General features: G+C 66.6%; 17 protein-coding genes and 1 pseudogene. 5 read left to right on the top strand and 13 right to left on the bottom strand.

The features are described 5' to 3' along the window. Positions 1-43 precede the first annotated feature (43 nt). The 5 genes and pseudogenes from GFS60_RS26070 to GFS60_RS39265 form a co-directional block, all read right to left on the bottom strand. On the bottom strand, positions 44-1,057 hold the full coding sequence (locus tag GFS60_RS26070; protein ID WP_159925693.1) for an anti-sigma-D factor RsdA: 1,014 nt from the start codon (positions 1,055-1,057) through the stop codon (positions 44-46). Beyond that, positions 1,041-1,619 carry a sigma-70 family RNA polymerase sigma factor gene (locus tag GFS60_RS26065; protein WP_109331498.1) on the bottom strand — a complete coding sequence of 193 codons (579 nt, stop codon included), beginning with the start codon at positions 1,617-1,619 and terminating at the stop codon, positions 1,041-1,043. The genes GFS60_RS26070 and GFS60_RS26065 overlap by 17 nt, the downstream gene beginning before the upstream one ends. A 148-nt stretch (positions 1,620-1,767) precedes the next feature. Beyond that, the gene (locus GFS60_RS26060) at positions 1,768-2,622 is read right to left on the bottom strand and encodes a hypothetical protein (protein WP_236603292.1); all 855 of its coding nucleotides are present in this window, start codon (positions 2,620-2,622) and stop codon (positions 1,768-1,770) included. Between the two features lie 81 nt (positions 2,623-2,703). Continuing rightward, a complete protein-coding gene (locus tag GFS60_RS39270; RefSeq protein ID WP_236603528.1) occupies positions 2,704-3,312 on the bottom strand; it encodes a transcriptional regulator in 609 nt (202 codons plus the stop codon). A gap of 159 nt (positions 3,313-3,471) precedes the next feature. Continuing rightward, positions 3,472-3,657, bottom strand: a pseudogene (locus GFS60_RS39265) (MerR family transcriptional regulator); the annotation flags it as partial. 305 nt (positions 3,658-3,962) lie between these two features. Here GFS60_RS39265 and GFS60_RS26050 point away from each other — a divergent pair. The 3 genes from GFS60_RS26050 to GFS60_RS26040 all read left to right on the top strand — a co-directional run bounded on the left by GFS60_RS26050 (position 3,963) and on the right by GFS60_RS26040 (position 5,817). Beyond that, the gene (locus GFS60_RS26050) at positions 3,963-4,256 is read left to right on the top strand and encodes a WhiB family transcriptional regulator (protein WP_005239766.1); all 294 of its coding nucleotides are present in this window, start codon (positions 3,963-3,965) and stop codon (positions 4,254-4,256) included. 159 nt (positions 4,257-4,415) lie between these two features. Then, positions 4,416-5,084 (top strand): sigma-70 family RNA polymerase sigma factor, encoded by a 669-nt coding sequence (locus tag GFS60_RS26045; protein ID WP_159925691.1) that lies wholly within the window; start codon positions 4,416-4,418, stop codon positions 5,082-5,084. 1 nt (position 5,085) lies between these two features. Continuing rightward, the gene (locus GFS60_RS26040; RefSeq protein WP_159925689.1) at positions 5,086-5,817 is read left to right on the top strand and encodes an anti-sigma factor; all 732 of its coding nucleotides are present in this window, start codon (positions 5,086-5,088) and stop codon (positions 5,815-5,817) included. Between the two features lie 117 nt (positions 5,818-5,934). Here GFS60_RS26040 and groL read toward each other — a convergent pair whose 3' ends face one another. Together groL and groES are read right to left on the bottom strand one after the other, a co-directional pair. After that, entirely contained in the window at positions 5,935-7,545 is a 1,611-nt protein-coding gene (groL, locus tag GFS60_RS26035; protein ID WP_159925687.1) for a chaperonin GroEL, read from the bottom strand. 93 nt (positions 7,546-7,638) lie between these two features. After that, positions 7,639-7,938 (bottom strand): co-chaperone GroES, encoded by a 300-nt coding sequence (gene groES, locus GFS60_RS26030; protein ID WP_003940763.1) that lies wholly within the window; start codon positions 7,936-7,938, stop codon positions 7,639-7,641. A gap of 229 nt (positions 7,939-8,167) precedes the next feature. On the opposite strand from groES, the gene GFS60_RS26025 reads away from it, so the two are divergent. After that, positions 8,168-9,886 (top strand): TIGR03767 family metallophosphoesterase, encoded by a 1,719-nt coding sequence (locus tag GFS60_RS26025; RefSeq protein WP_159925685.1) that lies wholly within the window; start codon positions 8,168-8,170, stop codon positions 9,884-9,886. On the opposite strand, the gene GFS60_RS26020 is transcribed toward GFS60_RS26025, so the two are convergent. After that, positions 9,887-10,420, bottom strand: coding sequence for a potassium channel family protein (locus GFS60_RS26020; protein ID WP_159925683.1), 534 nt, complete (start codon positions 10,418-10,420; stop codon positions 9,887-9,889). A 208-nt stretch (positions 10,421-10,628) separates the two neighbouring features. Between GFS60_RS26020 and GFS60_RS26015 the strand changes: the two genes are divergently transcribed. Further along, entirely contained in the window at positions 10,629-12,194 is a 1,566-nt protein-coding gene (locus tag GFS60_RS26015; RefSeq protein WP_159925681.1) for an Hsp70 family protein, read from the top strand. On the opposite strand, the gene tsaD is transcribed toward GFS60_RS26015, so the two are convergent. Genes tsaD through alr form a run of 5 tightly spaced genes read right to left on the bottom strand, consistent with a single transcriptional unit; the run spans position 12,187 to position 16,100 of the window. Beyond that, positions 12,187-13,224 carry a tRNA (adenosine(37)-N6)-threonylcarbamoyltransferase complex transferase subunit TsaD gene (tsaD, locus tag GFS60_RS26010; protein ID WP_159925679.1) on the bottom strand — a complete coding sequence of 346 codons (1,038 nt, stop codon included), beginning with the start codon at positions 13,222-13,224 and terminating at the stop codon, positions 12,187-12,189. The genes GFS60_RS26015 and tsaD overlap by 8 nt on opposite strands. Beyond that, positions 13,221-13,700: a ribosomal protein S18-alanine N-acetyltransferase gene (rimI, locus tag GFS60_RS26005; RefSeq protein ID WP_159925677.1), complete on the bottom strand. Its 480-nt coding sequence runs from the start codon at positions 13,698-13,700 to the stop codon at positions 13,221-13,223. The genes tsaD and rimI overlap by 4 nt, the downstream gene beginning before the upstream one ends. Then, a complete protein-coding gene (tsaB, locus tag GFS60_RS26000) occupies positions 13,697-14,356 on the bottom strand; it encodes a tRNA (adenosine(37)-N6)-threonylcarbamoyltransferase complex dimerization subunit type 1 TsaB (RefSeq protein WP_159925675.1) in 660 nt (219 codons plus the stop codon). The genes rimI and tsaB overlap by 4 nt, the downstream gene beginning before the upstream one ends. Positions 14,357-14,406: 50 nt before the next feature. After that, complete coding sequence (gene tsaE, locus GFS60_RS25995) at positions 14,407-14,895, bottom strand: tRNA (adenosine(37)-N6)-threonylcarbamoyltransferase complex ATPase subunit type 1 TsaE (protein WP_159925673.1); 489 nt, start codon at positions 14,893-14,895, stop codon at positions 14,407-14,409. 5 nt (positions 14,896-14,900) lie between these two features. After that, entirely contained in the window at positions 14,901-16,100 is a 1,200-nt protein-coding gene (alr, locus tag GFS60_RS25990; protein ID WP_159925671.1) for an alanine racemase, read from the bottom strand. Between the last annotated feature and the right edge of the window lies 1 nt (position 16,101).

Raw genomic sequence — 16,101 nt, 5'->3', positions numbered from 1 at the left:
AGTGTCGGGCCACAGTTGTGTGCGCCGGTAACGGCGCACCATGTCAGCTGGTGGGGGGCGGAGGCACCGGAACGGTGGTCGTGGTGGGCAAGGGCACCGTCGACTGCTGCTGTTGCTGCGTCGGCGGCTCAAAGGTCGGGAGATCGTCCGTCGGCTGTGTGGGAACCAACATGATCGTCGGATCGACCGTGGAGGGCGGCGGAGGCTGGGTCTGCGGCAGTTGAGGCAACTGCGGCAACGGAATCGGGGGGAGTCCCGGCAACTGGAGGTCGGTGCTCGGCAGAGTAGTTCCTGGCTGCGGTTCGACGCCCGGCAACGTGGTGCCCGGCAGTCCTGGCAGCGACGTCGGTAGCTGAGTGGTCAGAGCGGGCGCGTCCGTCGTGGTCGTACCGGGTGCGGGCGCCTGCGCGGTCGTGGTGGGTGCAATCTCGGCCAGCTGGGCTGCGAGCTTTGCACGCCAGACTTCGAGTTCGCGCCGCTGGTCGGCATCGCGGATGCCGCCGGCGCGGTCGGCCGCGTTGTCGAGCAGGTTCTTGACGGACTCGGCGTCGCCGGTCGCGAGCATGCGCTCGGCTTCCTGCAGCTGTGACGTGGTGTCGATCTGCGCCACCGTCGAATCGGCCTGCTGGCTGAAGACCACCGATTTGACGCTCCACAGCGGATCGCCCGGTTCGGCGTTGTAGGAGAAAATGGTGGCGCCGCCCATCACGACCGCGATCGCTGCGGCAGCGCCCGCGATCGGCCGTAGTAGACGCAACTTGCCGCGAGCGGCGCTCCGGGCTTCGCGAGCATCCGCCTCGTCCATGGCCGCGATGACGTCGTCGAGCAGCGGCCCGTCCGGCATCGGTGTCGCGACGATGTCTGCACGCCAGTTCGCGAGCAGGAGTGCCAGCTCGTATTGCTCCGGCGAATCCGTCGCAACAGGACCACCACCGGCGATTGCGTCGATCAGTGCATCGTCACGGCGCACTGCCGCAACGTCCACTGGTGCGTCGCCGCCTGGGAGATCGGCATCGGGATTGCCGATCCGCTTGTTTCCCCTAGCCAAACCTCTCACCTGCCTTTGTCACTTCTTTTTTCAGTTTCGCGATAGCTCGGTGTTGAGCTACGCGGACAGCTCCCGCGGTACTACCCACGGCCGCAGCCGTCTCCTCTGCCGACATTCCGACCACAAGGCGGAGGATCAAGATCTCCCGGTGCTTCTCCGGCAGCGTGCTGAGCAGATCGTTCATCTGCCTGCTCGCTTCCGAGTCGAGCGCCCTCTGTTCGGGTCCGTCATCGTTGGCTACGACATCTGGTACTTCGGCGACCGGTTCCGATTTGTTACGTGCGGAGTTTCGATGCGCGTCTGCGACCTTGTGTGCGGCGATCCCGTAGACGAATGCCATGAAAGGCCGTCCCTGGTCCTCGTAGCGAGGTAAGGCGGTCATCACGGCGAGGCACACTTCCTGTGCCACGTCATCCGCGGAGAGTTGTCCCCTCTCCGCAGCACCGACCCTGGCTCTGCAGTAGCGCACAACCAGGGGCCGAATGTTTTCCAGGACCAGAGCTAAAGCGGCCCGGTCGCCCTGCGTTGCAGCGGCGACAGCGGAGTCCAACTCCTCGCTCGTATTAGTCATCGTCCGTGAATATCCTGGCGTTACAGTGGCACCTCCCCCGATGGGTGTGCTCCCGCTCTCAGCGGAACACTTAAAGGGTAACGGTGCGGACCGAGCGGTATTCGCCCGGATTCGACCGGAAGCACCCCTGGACGTCCGACCAGGACCATCACCGCCGGAAGTGTCCGCCGCGGCCCGCGACGATCTCCTCACACTCTTCGCGTGCCTGCTGTGCGCGCAGATCGCCGGTCACGCCGGCGAGCAACATGGCAGCGGCCCACTTCAGCGGTATCAGACCGTGTCGTTCACATCCCTCGAGTACTTCGGCGGCGAGGTGCGCAGCCGGTCCGGAATCGGATTCCCCTGTCATCGATGCGCTGCGGAGCAGTTGGGATTTCAGGTGGTGGCGGACCGAACCGACGTGCGCCGAAATTTCTGTCGCGGCCACGGCGTGGCGGCGCGCCGACGAGAAGTCGGCGCCCGCCAGCGAGAGTTCGGCGCTCACCCAATGCAACCGGACGTGCTGTCGCCAGAGACTCCCGGTGTCGTCCGTATCCGCGCCTTCCCCTCCGAGGTGCTGTCCGCAGCGATCGAGTAGACGCCATCCCAGGGCCAGGCGTCCGCATCCCAGTGCGTCGGCGGCGAGCCCGGTGAGCGCATCGCACCGTGCCGCCAGCTCGAGCGCACTTCCCACCGCGGGGTCGGCCGGTCCGCTGCCGATCAGGGCGAGCGCCCGGCCGTCGAGACCGGACGCGGCCCGGTGGTCCCCCAGCTGCCGTAACAACGAGGCTTGCGTGCTCCAGGCCAAGGATGCGACCGCCGGACCGGCCTGCCGGTCGCGGGTGATGTCCGTGAGCTCCGCCCGCGCCCTGCTGTAGCGGCCTTGACCACCCAGCGCCACCGCCCGCATCCACCGCTCGACGGGACGCGTGGACGTCGGTAGCGGGTGCCGTCCCGGATCGGGGCCGAACGCCGCGCTGGTCAAGATCCGGGTGATATCGATGTGGCGACTAGTGGTGGGCACGACCGCATCCTGTCACCGCTGCGCCGCAGCTTCATGTCACCGCTGCGCCGCAGCTTCATGTCACCGCTGCGCCGGGGCTGGTCAGATGAGGGCGGTGACGGCGTCGACGGCGTCACCCAGATTTCCGACCGACTTCACCGACCGGGGCAGATGTGCCGCTGCGGCCCCGGGTCCGGCCGCCAGCAATGCAAGTCCACTGCGGCGACGTCGGATGGCGCGCGAGAGAGATGCCACGTCACAGTCTCCCGGCGGCAGCCAGAGCACGATCACGTCCGGTTCCGCGTTGGTCACGGACGCGAGTAGGGCGGTGCGGCCCACCGGCCTCGAGGTGCGGACGTCGACCGACGCCGTGGCCAGCGCGGCGCCGAGCGCGCGGAACCCGAGGTCGTGCACGATTGACGGCCGTCGAAAGTCGAGGCTGGTGGGGACGTCCACGAGCAGCACCCGTCCGCCGACGGCGATCGGGGCGTCGAGTGTCATCGTCGACAGGATGCCCGTCATGCATTCGACGAAGGCACGACAGTTCACTGCGGCGGCGTCCGAGTTCCGCCCCTCGTTCGCCCAGTCGAGGACCGGGACGAGCACGGCCTCCCACACGGCAGGCAATCCGCGCTCGGCGGCGGCGCGGGAAACGATGCGGCGGATCGTGACAATGTCGCGAGCGATCAATGCCCTCGACAGATTCCGCACTGCAGGCTCGGCGTCTTCGAGGACGGAAATCGGGGCCGAAAAGTGCGACGAGTTTGTTTTGCCTTCGTTTACAGAGTTGTCACCCAGAATTTGCGGAGAACTCGTCGGTTCCGAATTCGACGAATATGTAGCTATTGCGTTAATCGCATATCTCGCAGCCTCGGCCGGGCTCGCCCCCTCGTCGAGTGCTTGCTGCATACACTCCAGTCGAGCCACATCCCGCGGTGCGTATCGGCGGTGACTGCCGTGAGAATGCGCGGACGGCCCGATCCCATAACGACGGTCCCAGGTGCGCAGCGTCGACGGCGCCACGCCAAGCCGTCTGGCCAGGGCGGATACCGCCATCGTCGGCTCGCTGCCGACAGGATCGTGAGCGTGCTGAGCGTCGGACTCCGCTGACTGGGGCACCTCGACATCGTTACCTGTGACCTATGGTCTTTCAACCCGAAACCGAATCACGGACCGGCCGGAATGTAAATATTTTCCAGGTTAACTTTCAGTTTGTGGGATATGTAAATTCCCACTGTGAACAACTATTGACGCGATTTCCGAAACGACTCTACGGTTAGCGACGTGAAAGATTAGCGGCTTGAACATCGAGCCCACGGTCCGCTCGCCGCCCGAGGCGAGCTTGCAGCTAAGGAGTCCATATGCCTGCACCCAACCACCTCCCCGGTCCGAACGCCGATATCTGGGATTGGCAGATGCACGGACTGTGCCGCGGAGTCGACTCCTCGATGTTCTTCCATCCCGACGGCGAGCGTGGGCGGGCGCGAGCACAGCGGGAGACCCGCGCCAAGGAGATGTGCCGCCGCTGCCCCGTCCTCGCACAATGCCGAAACCATGCGCTGAGCGTGTCCGAGCCGTACGGGATCTGGGGCGGAATGTCCGAGACCGAGCGTGAAATGCATGCGCGGCACCGCCGCGGGCGTATCGCGGTCTGACGCGCCGGGCGGACCGACCCCGGAACCCCTCGTCCACGCCGGCGTCGAGCCGGCGCGTAGATACGGACGGGGGGTTCCGTGCATCACACACCCGGCCCGATCACCCATCCACATCGATGCCGTCTCCGAATGCCTACCGGCTGGAGGAGATGACCAGACATGCACGCTACCGTGGTGCTCGATGAAGCGAGACGAGCGTTCGTGACCCACAACGAGGGCATCACACCGGCCGAAGATCTGTGCCCGGTGGGCTCTGCCGATGCCGCTGCAGTGCGTGCCATCGACAACGCGGAACTTCGTGACGCGATGGTCCGCGTTGCGCGCGGTGATGCCGAGGCCTTCGCGGAGCTCTACGACCGCACGAGCGCCCGGGTCCACGGACTGGTCCTGCGCGTGCTGCGCGACCCCGGATACGCCGAGGAGACCACCCAGGAAGTGTTCCTTCAGGCATGGAACACCGCGTCGAATTTCGACCCGAGCCGCGGCTCGGTGATGTCCTGGCTGATGACGCTCGCCCACCGCCGGGCGGTCGACCGTGTGCGGTCCGAACAGGCGGGTACCGACCGTCAGGCGCTATACGAGAGCACCTCCGTTTCGGGGCCGTTCGATCACGTCACCGAAGAGGTCACCCGCCGGCTCGAGCATCAATCGGTACTCGCGTGCCTCGACACTCTCACTGCCACCCAACGCGAATCGGTCGCGATGGCGTATTACGACGGACGAACCTATCGAGAGGTCGCCACTCACCTGGGCGTCGCCCTGTCCACGGTGAAGACCCGTATACGTGACGGGTTGACACGTCTTCGTGGATGCCTGGGAGGTCTGTGAGATGAACGAAGATCTTCTGGGCATGGCCTTTCCGTACGCACTGGACGCGCTCGACGACCAGGAACGCCGCGAACTCGACGCCCGGGTCGCCGCCGCCGACGAGGACACCCGAGTCGCATTCGCCGCCGAGGTACGGGCTATTCGCGAATCCCTCGCCGTGGTCAGCGAGGTCGGCGCCGTCGCCCCGCCACCCCAGCTGCGGGCCCGGTTGCTCGAACAGATCGGACAGGACGCACAGGCCGACACCTATGCGCCCGTCCGCCTCGACCACCACCGCAATCGCCGGCGTCGTTGGCGGATTGCGGTGGCGGCCGCCGCTGCGGTCGGAATACTCGCAGGCGGAACCGTCATCGCCCGGCAACTCACGGAAGGCCCCGACCCGACGGTAGCCGAGCAGGTACTCCAGGCCGCGGACATGCAGTCGTCGAGCACTCCCATTCCCGGGGGCGGCTCCGCCACGGCCAGTTACTCGAAGTCCGAGGACGCCGCCGTGCTCGTCATGAACGATGTCGTCCCGCCCGCCGCCGACAGCGTGTATCAGATGTGGCTACTGCCCGAGTCCGGCGACGCACCGGTCCCCGCCGGAACCATGACCCCCGACGACGTCCTGCCGACCACCACCGTCGTCCTCGACGACATCGGCTCGATGACGAAGCTGGCCTTCACCATCGAGCCGCCCGGTGGCTCACCACAGCCGACGTCGAACCCGTTCGCCGTGCTCACGCTGAGCTGAGCGAACCGGGTCGGCGGGAATACGGCCGCGACACGACGAAACCCCCGCGCGACAGATTCGCACGGGGGTTTCGTTCGGCCGAAAGATGAGGACACCGATCGGTTCGCGGCTACCGCCCTAGTGGCTGTGTCCGTGACCGGTCTGCTCCTGCTCTTCTTCGGGCTTCTCGACGATAGCGCTCTCGGTCGTCAGGATCATCCGTGCCACCGATGCCGCGTTCACGACAGCGGAGCGGGTGACCTTGACGGGGTCGACGACACCGTCTGCGAGCAGGTCACCGTAGGTGAGGGTCGCGGCGTTGAAGCCGTGCCCCTTGGGCTGCTCGGCGACCTTGCTGGTGACGACGGAACCGTCGAGACCGGCGTTGCTGGCGATCCAGAACAGGGGCGCCTGTAGCGCTTCGCGCACGACCTTGACGCCCGTGGCCTCGTCACCGGTCAGACCGAGGTTGTCGACCAGCTCGGTGCTCGCCTGCACGAGGGCCGATCCGCCACCGGGAACGATGCCCTCGGCGACAGCAGCCTTGGCGGCGTTGACGGCATCCTCGACGCGGAACTTGCGTTCCTTGAGGTCCGTCTCGGTTGCGGCACCCACCTTGATGACCGCGACACCGCCGGCCAGCTTCGCCAGACGCTCTTCGAGCTTCTCGCGATCCCAATCGGAGTCGGTGTTCTCGATCTCCCGGCGCAGCTGCGCGACGCGGCCCTTGATGTCGGCGTCGGTGCCGGCGCCGTCGACGATCGTGGTCTCGTCCTTGCTGACCACGACGCGACGGGCACTGCCGAGGAGGTCCAGTCCGGCCTCCTTGAGGCTCAGCCCGACCTCGGAGTTGATGACCGTACCGCCGGTGACGATGGCGAGGTCGTCGAGGAACGCCTTGCGACGGTCACCGAAGAACGGCGCCTTCACCGCGACGGCCTTGATCGTCTTCCGGATGGAGTTGACCACCAGGGTCGAGAGAACCTCGCCCTCGACGTCCTCGGCGATGATGAGAAGCGGCTTGCCGCTCTCGGCAACCTTCTCGAGCAACGGCAGGAAGTCGGGAAGTGAGCTGATCTTCTCGCGGTAGAGCAGCACGAGGGCGTCCTCGTACACGGCCTTCTGCGCGTCGAGATCGGTCACGAAATACGGCGACAGGTAACCCGTGTCGAACTGGACGCCTTCGGTGATCACGAGCTCGGTTGCGAGGCTGGAGGATTCCTCCACCGTCACGACACCGTCCGTGCCCACGCGAGTGAGCGCCTCGCCGACCAGTTCGCCGATCTCTTCGTCACGCGAGGAAACCGTGGCGACCTGGGCGATGGACTTCTTGCCCTCGACCGGGGTGGCGGCCGCGAGCAGCGCCTCGACGACCTTCTCGGCGGCGGCGTTGATGCCGACTCCGAGTGCCATCGGGTTGGCGCCTGCCGCAATGTTCTTCAGACCGCCGCGAACGATGGCCTGAGCCAGCACGGTGGCGGTGGTGGTGCCGTCACCCGCGACGTCATTGGTCTTGGTGGCGACGCTCTTGACCAGCTGCGCGCCGAGGTTCTCGAAGGGATCCTCGAGGTCGATCTCCCGCGCGATGCTGACGCCGTCGTTGGTGACGGTGGGGCCGCCGAAGGCCTTCGCCAGTACTACGTGGCGGCCACGCGGACCCAAGGTCACCTTGACCGCGTCGGCCAGCTTGTCGACCCCGCGCTCGAGAGACCGGCGTGCGGTCTCGTTGAACTCAATCTGCTTGGACATGTGTTCCGTCTTCTCCTGGATTTCAGGGTTCTGCGCGTGAACGCACTCCGCCCCGGGATCCTGTAGGGACTCCGGGGCGGATCACGTATGGCCTTACTTGGAGACGACAGCCAGCACGTCGCGTGCCGACAGGATCAGGTATTCCTGACCGGCGTACTTGATCTCGGTTCCGCCGTACTTGGAGTAGATGACGGTGTCACCCTCCTTGACGTCGACCGGGATGCGGTTGCCCTGCTCGTTGACGCGGCCTTCGCCGACTGCGACGACGGTGCCCTCCTGGGGCTTCTCCTTGGCCGTGTCGGGGATGACCAGGCCGGAGGCAGTCGTCGTCTCAGCCTCGTTGGCCTGGACGAGGATCTTGTCCTCGAGCGGCTTGATGTTGACGCTCGCCACGATGAGCCCTCCACTTTGGGGTATCTGGGTCCGAGGAACATCCTCGGACACCTGTTTGAGTGTTCCGTTTACGGCACTTCACACAGCCCCGTCGTCGCGGGTGCCGGAGCTCGATCGGCGCCACTTGGCACTCTATACGTGAGAGTGCCAACGCTCAAGGAGGAGCCCCCGGCTGATCGCGCTCAGCGGAATCCCACCCTCCGGACGGGTTGTCACCTAAGGTCGTCTGGTGTCTGACATGAACCGGCGTACCTTCCTCACGATTGCCGGACTCGGCGCCATCGGAGCGGTGGGCATCAGCGGACGTCCGTGGGGACTGCAGTACGCAGGCGCCGCCCCCCTTCCCACCTCCGGAGCGGGCACCACGCTCGAAGCGACAGCCGTCCCTCTGGGAACGTCCGGATACCGCAAGCTCGGCGCGGGTCCGGGTTGGCCGACGATCGTGCGCACCGAACTCGCCGAGGCCCGGAACGGCCGCGAAGACCGCCGCACCGCGCTCGCTTCGCTGGTGCAGCTCACGGACGTCCACCTCGTCGATGCCCAGTCCCCGGTGCGGTTCGAATACGTCCATCCCTTCACAGGTTCCGCGTTCCGTCCGCAGGAAACCCTCACGGCGCACGGGCTGGTCGCCCTCGTTCACCGCGTCAACGCTCTCGCCGCCGGCCCCCACACCCAGCGGCCGTTCGACGCGGTCGTGAGCACCGGCGACAACACCGACAACAAAGAATTCGCCGAGTTGAGCTGGTTTCTCACCGCCCTCAACGGTGGCACCATCGTCCCCAACACCGGTGCGCCCGACCGCTACGAGGGCGTGCAGAATTCAGGTGCGGATCTGTACTGGAACCCGGAGTCCCCGATCCAGGACATGTACAAGAAAGCCGGCTTCCCCGAAATCCCCGGCCTGCTCGGAGCAGCGATCGACCCAGTCACCAGCCCCGGACTACGCACGCCGTGGTACTGCGTCTTCGGGAATCACGAAGACTCCGTCGAAGGCACTGTGCCCAGCGGTATCCCACCGCTCGACGCGATGTACACCGGTTCACTGAAGTTCGAGGTTCCGGGATCGCCCGACCAGGCGAAGGCGGTCGACATCGCGACGAAGTACGACCCCGGCGCCATCGCCGGCGTCCTCTCCGCCTTCACGACGCCACCGCGGGTGGTCACCCCCGATCCGACACGAGCCCCGTTCACACCACGCCAGTTCATCGCCGCCCATCTGGATCCGGCCAACACCGGCCCCGGGCCGGTAGGCCACGGGTTCGCTCCCGATGCAGGTGATACGGGAATCGGCTACTACGCCTTCGACATCGCTCCCGGTGTGGTCGGTATCAGCATGGATTCCACCAATCACGCCGGTTTCGTCGACGGCTCATTGGGCGCCGCCCAGTTCCGCTGGATCGAGGACACGTTGCTCGCCGGCAGCAGCGTCTACTACGACTCCGCGGGCGCCCGGGTGTCGCAGTCGCGTTCGGACACCTGGTTCGTCCTCTTCAGCCATCACACGAGCACCACCATGGACAACCTCGTCCCGGACCCGGCCAATCCGACCGAACCCCGAATACCGGCCGCGCAATTGGTGAGCCTGCTCCATCGCTTCCCGAACGTGCTCGCCTGGGTCAACGGACACACCCACGAGAACCGGATCACCCCCTGGGCCGGACCCACACCGGAACAGTCGTTCTGGGAGGTCAATACCGCATCGCACATCGACTTTCCGCAGCACGGGCGAATCCTCGAAGTGGTCGACAACGCCGACGGCACGGTGTCGATCCTCACCACCTTGTTCGAAGCCGACAGCCCGTACTCGGTCGACTACACGGACCTGTCCGCGCTCGGACTCGCCTCTCTGTATCGGGAGCTGTCCTTCAACGACATTCACACCGACCCCGTCCGGCTGGGCGCTTCCGTCGACCACAACGTCGAACTGTTGCTGTCGTCGGGTCGTTAGTCACTTCCGTCCACGGGCCCAGCCGACGGCTGCCGCCACCACGCGGATGCCGACGCCGATGAGAATCAGGTTCCCGATGATCTGGACACTGACGACCGCACGCGACGGATCGGTCGTCGCCGTGATGTCCCCGAAGCCCACGGTCGAAAACACCGTCAACGAGAAGTACAGGGCATCCATCCGGCTGAGCGATTCGGAGAAGTATGTCGGGTAACTCTGGGACATCAGGCTGTATCCCACGGCGTAGCCGAGCAGATAGACGGGAAGAATCAGTGCCAGCGCCTCGATGGCCTGCAGGGTGGGCACGTCGGACCGCAGAATCTGCCGGATCTGCCACACGGCGACCAGCAGCACGACGAGCAGTCCCCCCACGAGGAGCGTGATCGTGGAGATGCCGTCGACCGAGGTCCATGGGAGCACGAAGTAGCCCACGCCGCAGAGCGCAACCGTCGCGACCGGGCGCACGAGCCCACGGCGCAGCAGGCGCCGACGATCACGCGGGTCGAGGTTGCGAAACTCGCTGGTATTTCCCATGAAATTCCTCCGGACAACTGCGCAGGTGGGACCGGATATCGAGCGCCATCCTCGTCTCGTCGGAGCGAAACTCGAGAGCGAAAGCCACCAGATTTCTGTAACGTTCGGGTAACGGTCGCCGATTCATGGGGCAGGGATGCTTCTCGTGGAGGGCGTTCCGGGAAAGACAGCAGGGCACGACGCGACAATGTGGGAGGGGGTGTGTGGAATGAATATGTCCTTGGGCATGTCCACGGGTGCTGCCGGAGTCGGTTCCGCCCTCGTCACCACCGACTCCAACGGTTCGCAGAGCGTCGAGTTCCGATACCTGTCGGCCGACGAGGCCCACACCGACCTCGGTGACCTCGTCCGTTCCTCTATCTCCCTCATGACCACCCAGGTGCCTGCCGACCCCACGACCCCCGACGCATTCGCCGTCACGTACCGCACTCCGGAACAGGCCCATTCGATTCGCAGTGCCGTCAGCAGGCAGCGGCATCGTGTGCACCTCGTGCCGGAAGCCGCTGCCACCCTCACGTATCTACGCCACACCGGTGAAATTGCCCAGCACGCGACGGTCGCCATCGTCGACTTCGGCGAGTCCGGTTTGTCGGTCTCGGTGGTCGATCAGGTCGACGGCACCGTGCTGCACGCCGACCGCACCGCGCAGGTGAGCGGCAGCGCGATCGACGATCTCGTGTTCGAGTACGCCGTCGCCAATCTCGCCACCCCCCACCACCTGCGGCATCTCGATCGCGAACTGCTCTCGGAGCGTTGCCGCGTCGCGAAGGAGCAGCTGTCGACCGACCTGAATGCCACGGTCGACGTCGAGTTCCGGGGCATGGCGCCGATCCGCATCAGTCGCAGCGCCTTCGAAGACTCCGCGGCACCGGTGATTCGGGTCGCTGTCGAGTTCATCCGATCCACCGTTGCGGACTCACCACGCGCACCGGAGGCCATCGCGCTGGTCGGGGGCGGAGCGAACATTCCCGCGTTGCGGGCAGCTGTGCGCAGGGCCTTCACTGCCCGTGTCGTCGCCGTCCCCGAACCGGAAACCGCCACCGCCAAAGGCGCCGCACTCCTTGCCGTGTCCAAGGCGATCGAGCAGTACCCGCCCACGGAGTCGACTCGGCCCAGTTCGACGGCCAAGGTGTCCGGCGCACTCGTCGGCGCGTTGGTGGTGGGCGGACTGGTACTGGGATACGGGGTACGTGAACTCGCGCCGGCACCCGACCCCAATGTCGCGCCCGCCGGGAGCGACACCTTCCACACGTCGCAGCAGCACGCGCCCAGTACGGACACACCGGCTGCTACGCGAATTCCGTCGTACGATCCCACACCGACGTCGGACTTCACCCCGGAGCAGGGTGTGCCGACCACGTCGTCGTCCCCGGGGTGGGATCGGAGCGCTGCCCGGATGCCCGACTCCACGACGAGCACAACGCCTCCCACCACGACACCACCGGCGCCGACCACCACTCCCGCGCCGACGCCCCGGCCTCCGACCGATCCCACTCAACCGGATTGGCCGCACATCGAATGGCCGGCTATTCCTCCGCTGTGGCCGCAGGTTCCCGGGGAGTCGACCCCGGATCAACCGAGCCCTGTCGCACCCTTGCCTGGAGAGAGCGCACCGCCCGCTGAGAGTGCGCCACTGCCACCGCCGCCGGAAGGCGCGCCCGCGCCGCTGCCGCCTATCGGTGACGCCGAAGAGGGAATTGCGGTGGTTCCGGCGCCGATGCCCGTGGCGCCGACTCCGGCATTCGCGCCCCCGAGTGTCTTCCCGTTCAGGTGAATACCTGACTGGTGGCCACCGAGAGGCCAGGATCGCTCGCCACGGTGAGCAGTGACGGCGCTGCACCCCCTGCGACGATGTGTGCTCCCAGCGAGGCGATCATGACCCCGTTGTCGGTGCACAACCGCGGTTTCGGCACGCGCAGCGTGAGACCGGCTTCGGCGCACCGTTCCTCGGCGAGCGAGCGGATGCGTGAGTTCGCGGTGGCACCGCCGCCGAGTACCAACGTGTCCACGCCCGTGTCGCGGGCGGCGCGTACCGCCTTCATCGTGAGGACGTCGGCCACGGCTTCCTGGAAGCTGGCGGCGATGTCGGGGATCGAATAGGTCTCGCCGGCACGCTCCTTGGATTCGACATACCGCGCGACCGCGGTCTTCAAGCCGGAGAAGGAGAAGTCGTGCCGCGCGTCCCTGGGCCCGGTCATCCCGCGGGGAAAGGGAATCGCGTCCCGATCGCCGTCTCGAGCTGCGGCGTCCAGTGCGGGGCCGCCGGGAAATCCGAGTCCGAGAAGGCGGGCCACCTTGTCGAACGCCTCTCCCGCCGCGTCGTCCACGGTGGTGCCGAGCTCGGTGATCGGCTTCGCGAGATCCTCGACATGCAGCAGGTGGGTGTGTCCGCCCGACACCAGCAACGCGACGCACGACGGCATCGGTCCGTGTTCCAGGGTATCCACCGCAACATGGCCACCGAGGTGGTTCACCGCATAGAACGGAATATCCCAGGCGGCCGCGTACGCTTTCGCGGCGGCGACACCGACCAGCAGTGCCCCGGCGAGTCCTGGACCGATGGTGACGGCGAGTGCGTCCGGCTTGCTGATGTCCGCTGCGGCGAGCGCACGCCGCATCGTCGGGACGATGGCTTCCAGATGCGCGCGGGACGCAACTTCGGGCACCACGCCGCCGTAGCGGGCGTGCTGATCGACGCTCGAGGCCACCTCGTCGGCGAGGAGCTCGCACGTACCGTCGCCGTTCCACCGGACGATACCGACTCCGGTTTCGTCACACGAACTTTCGATACCCATGACGATCATTGCACCGGCTCCTCACCCGCTCCGGCGCGACGCATGGTGTACGCGTCCGCGCCGCTCGGTTGGTAGTACTGCTTTCGGGTTCCCACGATGTCGAATCCTTCACGTCGATACAGTGCGATCGCCGCGTCGTTGTCGGTCCGCACTTCGAGAAAAACCGGTCCGCCCCGCGCATCGGCCAGTCGGAGAAGTTCGGCCAGAAGCGCTCCGCCGATCCCCCGGCGCATGTACTGCGGGTCGGTCCCGATCGTGTGCACCTCCGCTTCGGGATGTGAAGGGTTGCCCAGCAGGGCCAGTCCGGCATATCCCACCACCCGGCCGGTGTCGGTGCGCGCCACCACGTACCGCACGTGCGGCGCAGCCAGCTCGGCACGGAAAGCAGCTGCACTCCAAGGTCCGTCGCCCGCAAACAGGAGGCGCTCGAGCTCGGCGCACCGCTCGGCATCCGCGGCGACCATGGGTTCGATGGAAAACGTCACTTCGGGCGATCCGCCAATTCGACCGCATCCGGTCGTCGCAGATAGAGCGGAACGAGCGGCTCCGGCACGTCTCCACCGGCCAGCACCGATGCAGCAGCCTCGACCAGACCTGCGGGCGAGGGTGTTTCGACGGGTTCGACCGGGAGGTCGAAGAAGTCGACGTGCGACGGCGACCCCGCCACCACCTCCGACGGCATCGGCTCGAGCTCGCGGGGCTTGATCACGCCGGGCCCTTCCACCCGTCGGCCCGCCGAGTAGCGGGCCCAGTAGACCTCACGGCGGCGCGCATCGGTGACGACGAGGAGATTCCGCTCGCCGTGCACCTGCGCGGCGATCGCGTCGAGGCTGCAGACTCCGTACACCGGTGTGCCCAGGGCATCACCGAAAGCCGCTGCGGTAGCCATTCCGACCCGGAGGCCGGTGAACGGTCCCGGGCCTACCCCGACCACGATCGCGTCGAGATCAGCCGGCCTGTGACCCGACTCGGCAATGCACTCGAGGATGTGCGGCGTGAGGACCTCGGCGTGGGCGCGCGGGTTGACCGTCACGCGCACCGCGAGTGTGTCCACCGCGTCAGTGGGCGCGGATCCTGCCGAGAACCGGACGACTCCGGCGGTCACGGCGGGTGTGGACGTATCGATGGCGAGAACAAGCACGGTATCTGAGGGTACTCGCACGTCAGCACGGCTCCCGCGCCCCGGACCCGTCAGGAAATCCACTCCCACTCGGCGGTGCGCACATCCGACTCGGGCTCGCGGCTCAAGCGCACCCGGAGATGCCGGTCGGCCAACTGCTCGACGATGCCCTCACCCCACTCGACCACAACCACCGCTTCGGCCAGGTCGGTGTCGAGGTCGAGGGCGTCGAGTTCGTCCAAGGCGTGCGGACCGCTGCCCCCGAGACGGTAGGCATCCACGTGCACCATGCCCACCGGAGTCCCGCCGCCGGGACGCACCCCCGGACGATGTTCCCGGGCGATCACGAATGTGGGCGAAGTCACTCTTCCCTGAACACCGAGACCGGCAGCAATCCCCTTCGTCAGTGCGGTCTTTCCCGCACCTAGAGGTCCGTCGAGGATGATCAGATCCCCGGGTGCCAAATCCCGGGCGAGATCACGCCCGAATCTTTCGGTGTCAGCGGCTGTCGGCAACACCACGGTCCCGCTCACCGCCAGCACTCTGTCTTCGGCAGACACGAGACCTACCGCCCACCGACATAGGTCCGCACGGTCCGCCCACGCACTCCGGTCACCACCTCGTAATGGATGGTGTCGAGCTTGTCCGCCCACTCCTGGGCGTGTGGTTCACCGTGATCACCGTTGCCGAAGAAGACAGCGGTGTCGCCCTCGCGGACGCCGCCGCCGTCTGGTCCGAGGTCCACGACGACCTGGTCCATGCACACCCGTCCGATCCCCGGACGACGCTCCGAACCGAGCAGGACTTCGAATCGTCCGCTGAGCGAACGGGGAAGCCCATCGGCGTACCCGAACGGCAACAGCGCCACCACGGTGTTCCGCGGCGCTATCCACTGATGGCCGTAGGACACGCCCTCACCTGCAGCCACCTTTTTCACCAGCGCGACGCGCGAACGCAGAGTCATCGCAGGACGCAGCCCGAATTCGCCGAGTTCGGGGGCTGGCGACAGTCCGTAGATCGCAATGCCGGGGCGCACCATGTCGAAACGAAGATCCGGGCGCGTGAGAGTGGCCGCGGAGTTGGACAGGTGCACCACCTCGGGAACCAGGCCGTGGCGTTTGGCGTCGGCCACCGCGCTCGACAACCTGTGACACTGGGCGTCGATCACCGCATGATGCGGCTCGTCGGCGTGCGCGAGATGCGAGAAGATGCCTCGGAGCCGTACCGCGCCCTCGGCCTGTGCACGCGCCAAGTCGATGAGAACCTGCGCCAACTCGTCGGGCGCGACGCCATTGCGGTTCAATCCGGTGTCGACCTTGATCGTCACGGTCGCCGGGGTGCCTACCTCCCGTGCCGCGGCCACGACGGAGGCGAGGTGCCGCGGTGACGACACCCCGAGCTCGACGTCCGCTCGAATAGCGGGGGCGAAGTCTGCGTCGACGGTGTGCAGCCAGGCGAGGATCGGTGCGCCGATACCTGCCCGGCGCAACGTGAGGGCCTCCGAGACCGTTGTCACGCCGAGTTCCGCCGCACCGGCCGCGAGCGCCGCGCGCGCCACTGGGACGGCGCCGTGGTTGTAGCCGTCCGCTTTGACAACGGCCATCACTGCCGCGTCGCCGGCTTTCTCGCGCAAAATTCCGACGTTGTGTGCAATAGCGTCCAGATCGACCACTGCTTCGGCCTGCGGGTCCGGCGTCGCGTGGGCGGAATCGGCGGGCTCGACCCGGCCGTGTTCGTCCGACGGTACTGCTTCGGCAAGCGTCATA

This window comes from Rhodococcus sp. WAY2 (assembly GCF_009859915.1).
GTDB classification, from domain to species: Bacteria; Actinomycetota; Actinomycetes; order Mycobacteriales; family Mycobacteriaceae; genus Rhodococcus_F; species Rhodococcus_F oxybenzonivorans.
Note: the sequence above shows the minus strand (reverse complement) of the source record. Positions and strands in the feature narration are given on the sequence as shown.